8 protein-coding genes and 2 pseudogenes are annotated in these 8,029 nt (G+C 69.2%); 8 read left to right on the forward strand and 2 right to left on the reverse strand.

Annotation, left to right across the window (positions count from 1 at the left end; all coding sequences use genetic code 11):
• Positions 1-36: 36 nt before the first annotated feature.
• On the reverse strand, positions 37-477 hold the full coding sequence (locus tag KUTG_RS36440) for a pyridoxamine 5'-phosphate oxidase family protein (RefSeq protein ID WP_043731866.1): 441 nt from the start codon (positions 475-477) through the stop codon (positions 37-39).
• Between the two features lie 23 nt (positions 478-500).
• On the opposite strand from KUTG_RS36440, the gene KUTG_RS36445 reads away from it, so the two are divergent.
• The 7 genes and pseudogenes from KUTG_RS36445 (at position 501) to KUTG_RS36475 (ending at position 5,265) form a co-directional block, all read left to right on the forward strand.
• On the forward strand, positions 501-1,259 hold the full coding sequence (locus KUTG_RS36445; RefSeq protein WP_043723337.1) for a GntR family transcriptional regulator: 759 nt from the start codon (positions 501-503) through the stop codon (positions 1,257-1,259).
• 87 nt (positions 1,260-1,346) lie between these two features.
• Positions 1,347-1,892: a DUF4328 domain-containing protein gene (locus KUTG_RS36450; protein ID WP_052395810.1), complete on the forward strand. Its 546-nt coding sequence runs from the start codon at positions 1,347-1,349 to the stop codon at positions 1,890-1,892.
• A 73-nt stretch (positions 1,893-1,965) separates the two neighbouring features.
• Positions 1,966-2,535, forward strand: coding sequence for a DUF4328 domain-containing protein (locus KUTG_RS36455; RefSeq protein WP_043723339.1), 570 nt, complete (start codon positions 1,966-1,968; stop codon positions 2,533-2,535).
• Positions 2,536-3,087: 552 nt separating this feature from the next.
• Positions 3,088-3,153, forward strand: a pseudogene (locus KUTG_RS66590) (hypothetical protein); the annotation flags it as partial.
• Positions 3,154-3,292: 139 nt separating this feature from the next.
• Positions 3,293-4,405 carry a M4 family metallopeptidase gene (locus tag KUTG_RS36465; RefSeq protein ID WP_043723344.1) on the forward strand — a complete coding sequence of 371 codons (1,113 nt, stop codon included), beginning with the start codon at positions 3,293-3,295 and terminating at the stop codon, positions 4,403-4,405.
• A gap of 99 nt (positions 4,406-4,504) precedes the next feature.
• A complete protein-coding gene (locus tag KUTG_RS36470) occupies positions 4,505-4,831 on the forward strand; it encodes an ArsR/SmtB family transcription factor (protein ID WP_043723347.1) in 327 nt (108 codons plus the stop codon).
• A complete protein-coding gene (locus KUTG_RS36475; protein WP_369794559.1) occupies positions 4,828-5,265 on the forward strand; it encodes an SRPBCC family protein in 438 nt (145 codons plus the stop codon). Before KUTG_RS36470 ends, KUTG_RS36475 begins: the two co-directional genes overlap by 4 nt.
• Before the next feature lie 228 nt (positions 5,266-5,493).
• Here KUTG_RS36475 and KUTG_RS36480 read toward each other — a convergent pair whose 3' ends face one another.
• Positions 5,494-7,764, reverse strand: a complete 2,271-nt coding sequence (locus tag KUTG_RS36480; RefSeq protein ID WP_084581465.1) for a Tex family protein — start codon at positions 7,762-7,764, stop codon at positions 5,494-5,496.
• Positions 7,765-7,823: 59 nt separating this feature from the next.
• On the opposite strand from KUTG_RS36480, the pseudogene KUTG_RS56975 reads away from it, so the two are divergent.
• Positions 7,824-7,997 (forward strand): annotated as a pseudogene (locus KUTG_RS56975) (FAD-dependent oxidoreductase); the annotation flags it as partial.
• Positions 7,998-8,029: the final 32 nt, after the last annotated feature.

Consider the following 8,029-nt stretch of genomic DNA (forward strand, 5'->3'; position numbering starts at 1 on the left):
CACCGGCCCCCGCCGCCTCAGGTCGTTGATCAAGGATTACGTCGCGAACCGCACCGGTTTCACGAAGACCGCCGCGCGCCGGTCCTCGGCCATCACCCGGTCGTACTCGTCCAGGTCGTCGTGCCGGCCGCCGGCCGCGTGGTAGACGTCCCGCAGCAGCTGCCGCAGGTCCGTGACGCCGGCCAGCTTGTCGTCCGGGCCGGCGATCTCGGTCGGCCCGGACACCGAGATCCACTCCCAGCCGGCGCGGAACACCAGCGTCGCCTCGCCGTTGGCCCGCAGGTTGGCCAGCTTCGCCGTGTTGCCGCGGGACACGAACGCCACCGTCTGCTCGCCGGTGACCGGATGCGGGAACACCGCCGCGTTGAGCACCGCGACGCTCGGCTTTCCGTTGGCGCGCACGGTGACCAGCACCGCCAGCCAGTTCTCGCGACTGGCCAGCTCGGTGACCCGGCGCAACCCCTCGTTTGTCTCCACACCGGTCACTCTAAGCTCGCAGCGTGCCCACGCCGTCACATCGCGCAGGGGAACCGGTCCGCGCCGGCATCCCGGAGCACGGCCGTGTGCCCCGCTACTACGCGGTCAAGACCCTGCTGCTGGGGCTGATCGAGGAGCTGGGCGAGGGCGTGGCGCTGCCGTCCGAGCGCGAGCTGGCCGAGCGGTTCGAGGTCTCGCGGGTGACGTTCCGGCAGGCGGTGAGCGAGCTCGTGCTGGAGGGGCGGCTGGTGCGCCGGCAGGGCTCCGGCACGTTCGTGGCGCCGCCGAAGCTGATGCAGCCGCTGGCCCTGGTCAGCTACACCGAGGGCATGCGCAGCCAGGGCGTGGAGCCCAGCCGGTACCTGGTCACCGCCGAGCACATGGCCGCCGACGACCGGCTCGCCGCGGACCTGGCCATCCAGCCGGGCGACCCGGCCCTGCACATCGAGCGGGTGCTGCTGGCCGATTCGGAGCGTGTCGGGCTGGAATCGACCTATCTGTCGACTCGTCGCTTTCCCGATCTGCTGTCCGCCTTCGACCCGGCCACATCGTTGTACGCGTATTTGACACACCAGGTCGGTATTGTGCTGGCGCACGCTGAGGAACGGGTGGAGACGGTGCTGGCCACCCCGCGGGAAGCGCTGCTCATCGGCACCAATCCGGCGGTGCCGATGCTGCTGCTGCACCGGCTGACCAGGGACGACGCCGGCGTGCCGGTGGAGCGCGTCCGTTCTCTGTATCGCGGTGACCGTTTCAGCTTCATAACGCAGCTGAATCTGTGACGTCGTTTCCCTGAGGTCGTGGCCAGGACCATAGGGAGAGTTGTGAGCAGAACAAGGACTTCGGCGCCGACCGCACGGGGACGGCGTGTGCCCAAGAACTGGAGGCCGGTCGGCCGGTCGGCGATCGCGGCGTCGGCGCTCATCGCGCTGGTGCTCGTGACCGATGTGCTGGAGACCGTCGCCGACGTGGCCGGCGCGGCCGCGATGGACGACGTGATGCTGTGGACCAATACCGGCTTCTTCGTGCTGGCCGCCGTCGCGTTCATCGTGTGGCTGTGGCGGGTCCGGGCCAATGCCGAACTGTTGGTCGGCCCGCACGGGCAAAGGCTGACCCGTGAGTGGGTCATCGCCGGCTGGATCTGCCCGGTGGTCAACCTCTGGTTCCCGTACCGGGTGGTGGTCGACGTGTGGCGGGCCAGTTCTCCCGACCGCGCCAACGTCCGCGACGGACTGGTCGTGTGGTGGTGGATGGCGTTCGTGGTGTCGTGGCTGTTCACCCGGTTCATCACGTTGGCCGGCATTGTCGACACCGTGCCGCTGATCGCCGCCTGTCTGCTCGACCTGGTGTCCGGGGCGCTGGCGCTGCTGGTCGTGCGCCGCATCACCGAATGGCAGTCGCCGACCCGCGGATAACCGCTTGATCCGTGACCTTCCGTCGGTACTGTCCCCTCCGGGTCGGGGTGTGGAATACCCGGAGGGGGAAGTTGTGGAGTCGAACCACGGTGTGCCGCTGGGCGCGCCGATGTCCGCCGAGTACCGCAGCGGCCATCGCGGTTGGCAGCCGATCGGCGGCCTGGGCGTCGCCGCGTCGGTGCTGATCGGTCTGGTGGCGCTGCTGGGGTCGGTGCGCACCGTCGCCCAGTTGGTCGGGAAGATCGAGCTCGCGCTGCTGTACGAGGTGCTCTACATCCTCGTCCTGGTGGCCGCCGCGGCGGTGTTCATCGTGTGGGTGCGGCGGGCCCGAGCCAACATGCATCTCGTCGCCGGCAAGCGGATGGATCGGCGGCGGGGCAGCGGCAGCCGCTACCTCTGGGCCACGCGGTACGTCAGCGACGTGTGGCGGGCCAGTGGGCCGGCCGGCGCGAAAGGCGAGGGACTGGTGCTGGCCTGGTGGCTGACCTGGCTGGCCAGCAGGGCCGTCCCGGCGATCGACCGGGGCGTCGCCGACCGGTACCCGGTGGCCATCCTGTCCGTCCTGCTGGAGGCCGCGGCCGCGGTGATGGCGGTGCTGATCATCCGCAAGATCAGCCAGTGGCAGTCGGTGCCGCGGGTCTGACCGGCATGATCCCTACGCGGCCGGCCGTGGTCCGGCCGAATCGTGGTCCCGCGGTTGTCGCGCAGATCCTGATCGGCACCACCGCCGCCCTGGAGGTCGCGACCACGGTCATGGCCCGTTGCCGTGTGAGACCGCGCGGCGGTGTCCGCTAGACCGGCTGGTTAACGAGATATTTTCGAACGTCGGGCCGGCACGGGCCGATTTTCGGCGGCGCCGGAGCGGGCCTCGGTTTCGGAATCGGCGCAGGTCAAGGGCGTGTGCGACCGGCCACGAGGTGGGCACTAGCGGCGCACCGCCGAAAAACCACCCCCCATTGGTGGCCTGATCTTCCTACCTTCGTAGGGAGCGTTCACGCGATCGGGTTACGCACACTGCGCATTCAGTCACTTCGGGTGACTGGATCCCTGCGGAGGTGTGTGAGTGTCACGCAATCGAGTTATCACGGGTGCGGTGGTCGCGGGTGCGACCGTCGCCGCCATGACGGCCGGCGCGGTCGTCACGGCGAGCCCGGCCCTCGCGGCCACGGCCATGCTCCAGCAGCCGGCCCAGGCCATGCCGTTCGGCAGCGTCGTCCGGTCGCAGCAGACGATCGCGGGCGTGCCGGTGTTCGGCGGCCAGTTGATCACCGTGCGGGACAAGCAGGGCCAGACGATCGCCACCCACGGCCGGACCACGCTCCGTGCCGAGGGCCAGTTCCCGGCCACCGACGCCGGTGCGACGGCCACCGCGATCGCTGACGTTGCCAAGCGCACCGTTTTTGTCGGCCGCGCAGCTCACCGCCGACGCCCCGCAGGCCTACTGGTACGACGCCACCCTTGGCGGCACGCAGGGCGAGTCCGTCGCGGTGCCGACCTACCAGGTGACGGTGCACGGAGCGTCCCTTGAGGACAAGTGGACCGACGTCGTGAAGGCCGGCACCCAGCAGGTGCTGACCTCGTGGTCGGACGTGCACGAGGCGCTGAACCGCGACGTCTGCGACGCCGCGCGCAAGACGGTGTCCGGCACCAACGCCTCTGTGCGTTGCGGCAGCAGCCGCGCGTTCAAGGTGACGCGCAAGGAGGGCGGCGCCGCGTCGGCCGTCACCGACGTCAACAACGTCTACAACTTCTTCGGCGACGCCCAGAGCTTCTACCAGAAGTCCGTCGGCGTCGACCTGACGTCGCTGATCGGCGCCAACTACAGCGACGGCACCGGCAAGGCGCTGCGCGGCACCGTGCGGGTCTGCGTGCAGGGCGAGGCCTGCCCGTTCCTGAACGCCTTCTGGGACGGCGAGCAGATGGCCTTCGGTGAGGGCGTGACCACCGACGACGTCACCGGGCACGAGCTCACGCACGGCGTCACCCAGCACACCTCCGGACTGGAGGGCGGCCAGGCCGACTCCATCAACGAGGGGCTGTCCGACGTGTTCGGCAAGTTCATCGCGCTGTCCGCGAACGACCCGAACAGCCAGGGCGTCAACCGCTGGAACCTCGGCGCCGGCACCTCGCTCGGCGTCATCCGCAACATGAAGGACCCGCGCTCGTCCAAGAAGGCGCAGCCGGACCGGGTCAACGGCCCCGGCTGGGACACGAACAACCCCGACGTGCACATCAACGACGGCGTGGTCAACAAGACCGACTACCTGATCACCGACGGCGACACCTTCAATGGTCAGACCGTGCGCGGCCTCGGCGTCGACAAGTCCGTCCAGATCTGGTGGGGCGTGGAGAACCTGCTCACGCCGACCGCCACCTTCAAGGACGTGGGCGTCGCCCTGAACTCGTCCTGCACGGCGCTGGCCCGCAGCGGCGCCGCCGGCGTCACCGCCGACGACTGCGCCCAGGTCGCGAAGGCCGTCAAGGCCACGCAGCTGGACCAGACCCCTCGGTAGTCACCGGACGAGCGAGGCCCCATCCGCCGGGTGGGGCCTCGTTGTGGTCCCAACACTTAAGCCTTGACTTGAGTATCTCGGTGGTCAATACTCAAGTGTGTGCTTAACCATGAGCTGGACCGGGTGTTCCAGGCCCTGGCCGACCCCACCAGACGGGGTCTGGTCGACCGCCTGACCCGCGGCCCCGCCTCGGTGAGCGAGCTGGCGGCGCCGCTGCCGATCACGCTCGCCGCGGTGGTGCAGCACCTCCAGGCGCTGGAGGCGTGCGGGCTGGTCCGCACGGAGAAGGTCGGCCGGGTGCGGACCTGCCGCATCGACCCGGCGGGCCTGCGGGCGGCCGAGGACTGGCTGCACGAGCGCCGCACGGCCTGGGAGTTCAAGCTCGACCGGCTCGCCGATGTGTTGGAAGAAGGGACAGCGACATGACTTCTGGGTACATGACCGTCAAGCACTCGACGTTCACCATCGACCGGACCTACCCGCAGCCGCCGGCCAAGGTCTTCGCCGCCTTTGCCGACCCGACGACGAAAGCCAGCTGGCTGATGGCCCCGGGCCACCACCACGAGCTGGACTTCCGGGTCGGTGGCACGGAGATCGCCAGCGGCGGGCAGCTGCGGTTCGAGGCCACCTACCGGGACATCGTCGACGGCGAGCGGATCGTCTACGTGGCCACGCTGCACGACGGGGACAAGCTGTCCACGGTCTCGCAGACCACGGTCGAATTCGTGGCCGAGGGCGAGGGAACCCGGCTGGTGCTGGCCGAGCAGGGCGCCTACCTGGACGACATGGAACAGCCGGAATGGCGCGAGCAGGGCGTCAACTCGCAGCTCGACACGCTGGCGAAGGTGCTGTCCGAGTGAAGCCGGCGTGCCCGTCCTGCTAGGTTTGGATGTGAAAATATGCCAGTTTCTAAGGAATTAAACGCTAACAGCCTCAGGATAACTCTCAGGGCTCCAGACTGGTAATAGCTCATCGAAGCAGCTGGCGGCGACCTACCAACTTCGATTATTAAGGTATTCAAAATGTATAATCGGGATTTTCCACGTGGGCTACCGGGTATCAGGGTATCCGTGCTTAATCTCCTGGCGCTATCGCGCGCGGATGAGAGCCTTGGCTAGCGCCCGCTCGTAGTTCGGAGGCGAGGCGCCTGCTGGCCGCCGCCACCCTTGTTCTGGGCCGGTCCGCCGCGCTCGGGGCTCGTCCTCCAGGCGCAGCGTCAACGAGATGCGCTTGCGCGGGATGTCCACCTCCAGCACCTTCACCCGCACCACGTCGCCGGACTTCACGACGTCACGCGGATCTTTGACGAAGGTGCGCGACAGGGCCGACACGTGCGCCAGGCCGTCCTGGTGCACGCCGATGTCGATGAACGCGCCGAACGCGGCCACGTTGGTGACCACGCCCTCCAGGACCATGCCCGGCTTCAGGTCGCCGATCTTCTCGACGCCGTCGGCGAAGGTCGCCGTCTTGAACGCCGGGCGCGGGTCGCGGCCGGGCTTCTCCAGCTCCTTGAGGATGTCCGTGACGGTCGGCAGGCCGAACCTGTCGTCGACGAACTCGGCCGGCTTGATGGCCTTGAGCTTGGCGCTGTTGCCGATCAGCTCGGTCAGCGCCAGGTTGTTGGACGTCAGGATGCGCCGCACCACCGGATAGGCCTCGGGGTGCACGCTGGAGGAGTCCAGCGGATCGTCCCCGCCGGGGATGCGCAGGAAGCCCGCGCACTGCTCGAACGCCTTGGGGCCCAGCCGGGCGACGCCCTTGAGCGCCTCGCGGGAGCGGAACGGGCCGTTGCTCTCGCGGTGCTGCACGATGTTCTCGGCCAGCCCGGCCCCGATGCCCGACACCCGGGTCAGCAGCGGAGCCGACGCGGTGTTGAGGTCGACGCCGACGGCGTTCACGCAGTCCTCGACCACCGCGTCCAGCGACCGGGACAGCTTGGTCTCGGCCAGGTCGTGCTGGTACTGGCCGACGCCGATGGACTTCGGGTCGATCTTGACCAGCTCGGCCAGCGGGTCCTGCAGGCGCCGCGCGATGGACACCGCGCCGCGCAGCGACACGTCCATGTCCGGCAGTTCGGCCGAGGCGAACGCGGAGGCCGAGTACACCGAGGCGCCGGCCTCGGAGACGACGATCTTGGTCAGCTTCAGCTCGGGCCGCAGCTTGATCAGGTCGGCGGCCAGCTTGTCGGTCTCGCGGGACGCGGTGCCGTTGCCGATCGAGATCAGCTCCACCTTGTGCTGCTCGCACAGCTTGGCCAGGGTGGCCAGCGACTCGTCCCAGCGGTTGGCCGGCTGGTGCGGGTAGATCGCGGTGGTGGCCACGACCTTGCCGGTGGCGTCCACGACCGCGACCTTCACGCCGGTGCGGAAGCCCGGGTCGAGGCCCATGGTGGCGCGGGTGCCGGCCGGGGCGGCCAGCAGCAGGTCGCGCAGGTTGGCCGCGAACACACGCACGGCCTCGTCCTCGGCGTTCTGCCGCAGCCGGGACCGCAGGTCCACCCCGAGGTGCACCAGGATGCGGGTGCGCCAGGCCCAGCGCACGGTGTCGGTCAGCCACTTGTCGGCCGGGCGGCCCTGGTTGTCGATGCCGAACCGGGCGGCGATGCGGATCTCGTAGTCGGACGGCTGGCCCTCGACCGGCTCCTCCGGCTCCAGGCTGAGGTCGAGGACCTCCTCCTTCTCGCCGCGGAACATGGCCAGGATGCGGTGCGACGGAAGCTTGGTGAACGGCTCGGAGAACTCGAAGTAGTCGCTGAACTTGGCCCCGGCCTCCTGCTGGCCGTCGCGGACCTTGGACACCATGGCGCCGCGGGTCCACATCTGCTCGCGCAGCGCGCCGATCAGGTCGGCGTCCTCGCCGAAGCGCTCGACCAGGATGGACCGCGCGCCCTCCAGCGCGGCGGCCGCGTCGGCGACGCCCTTCTCGGCGTCCACGTACTGCCCGGCGGTGGCCTGCGGGTCCAGGGTCGGGTCGGCCAGCAGGCCGTCGGCCAGCGGTTCGAGGCCGGCCTCGCGGGCGATCTGGGCCTTGGTCCGCCGCTTGGGCTTGTACGGCAGGTAGATGTCCTCCAACCGCGCCTTGGAGTCGGCGGTCATGATCTGCTCGCGCAGCGCGTCGTCCAGCTTGCCCTGCTCGGCGACCGACTCCAGGATCGCGGCCCGCCGCTCCTCCATCTCGCGGAGGTAGCGCAGGCGCTCCTCCAGGGTGCGCAGCTGGGCGTCGTCAAGGCCGTCGGTTGCTTCCTTGCGGTAGCGGGCGACGAACGGCACCGTCGCACCGCCGTCGAGCAGACCGACGGCCGCGGCCACCTGCCCGTCCCGCACGCCGAGCTCGTCGGCGATCCTCTGCTCAATGGACATCACGGCGTCGATTCTGCCGTCTGCGCCCTGTCGCCTTCGATCCACCCTTAGGTAACGTGATGGTAACTGCTCTAGTCCATGCTACGGTCGTGGCCGTGCGAGTGGTGGTCGTCGGTGGAGGCGTGCTCGGGACGATGCACGCATGGCAGGCCGTGCAACGCGGCCACGAAGTCCTTCAGATCGAACGAGAACAGCAGGCCAGGGGCGCATCTGTGCGCAACTTCGGCCTGGTCTGGGTCGGCGGGGTTGTGTTCTGAGTCGGAGA

Source organism: Kutzneria sp. 744 (assembly GCF_000568255.1).
Taxonomy (GTDB): Bacteria; Actinomycetota; Actinomycetes; order Mycobacteriales; family Pseudonocardiaceae; genus Kutzneria.